Source organism: Mesorhizobium sp. M7A.F.Ca.US.002.01.1.1 (assembly GCF_004022955.1).
GTDB classification, from domain to species: domain Bacteria; phylum Pseudomonadota; class Alphaproteobacteria; order Rhizobiales; family Rhizobiaceae; genus Mesorhizobium; species Mesorhizobium ciceri.
Genome location: NZ_RZQE01000986.1, coordinates 1 through 800, shown reverse-complemented (window position 1 = coordinate 800; position 800 = coordinate 1). Strand labels below are relative to the sequence as shown.

The following is an 800-nucleotide window of genomic DNA, read 5'->3' as shown; positions in this document are numbered from 1 at the left end:
GCATCTTCCACGGCCGCCTCGACATTGATCCCAATACGCTGGTCGAACGCGAAATCGGGTTGCTGGGATGCCATGCCTTTGCCGACGAACTGCCCGAGGCCGTGCGGATGCTGGGTGAATTGAGCGAACCGCTGCTGGCGCTGATCGACCAGGAGATCGGCCTGGATGACATTCCGGCTGCCTATGAGCGGCTGTTGGCGGGGCGCAGCGACGGCTTGAAAACAATTATCCGCATGCGGCAACCTGTCGAGTCGTGATTTCCGATGAATCGCCGGAAAGGACTTTTGAAATGATCACTTTGCCCGACACCGCCAGCCCTCTTTACGAGAAGGTGAAGGACTACATCCTGGCAAACATCGGAACGGGCCGGTGGGGCAAAGATCGCAAGCTGCCGTCCGAGAATGAGTTGGTCGCTTCACTCGGCGTCTCGCGGATGACGGTTCACCGGGCGCTCAGAGAATTGACCTCGGCCGGGTTTCTGATCCGCCTGCAAGGTGTGGGAACCTTCATCGCGCCACCGCGGCCACAGTCGACGCTGATCGAGATCAACAACATCGCAGCCGAGATCGTCGAGCGCGGCAACAGACATCGTTCCGAAGTCCTCGTCCTCGAAACCATCATGCCGACAAAAGAGCTGGCGCTGTCGTTCGAATTTCCAAAGCGCGTCTCGATCTATCATTCCGTCGTCGTCAATTTCGAGAACGATCTGCCGGTGCAACTCGAAGAGCGCTTCGTCAATCCGAGCCTTATCCCCGACTATGACAAGCAGGATTTTTCGAAGACGGCGACCTATGACTACC

Annotated in this window: 1 protein-coding gene and 1 pseudogene; both read left to right on the top strand. The window is 57.8% G+C overall.

Annotation, left to right across the window (positions count from 1 at the left end):
• Positions 1–257 (top strand): annotated as a pseudogene (locus EN932_RS37255) (dehydrogenase); the annotation flags it as partial.
• A gap of 32 nt (positions 258–289) precedes the next feature.
• The coding region (locus tag EN932_RS37250) for a GntR family transcriptional regulator (RefSeq protein ID WP_128369581.1) at positions 290–800 on the top strand (511 nt) is incomplete at its 3' end.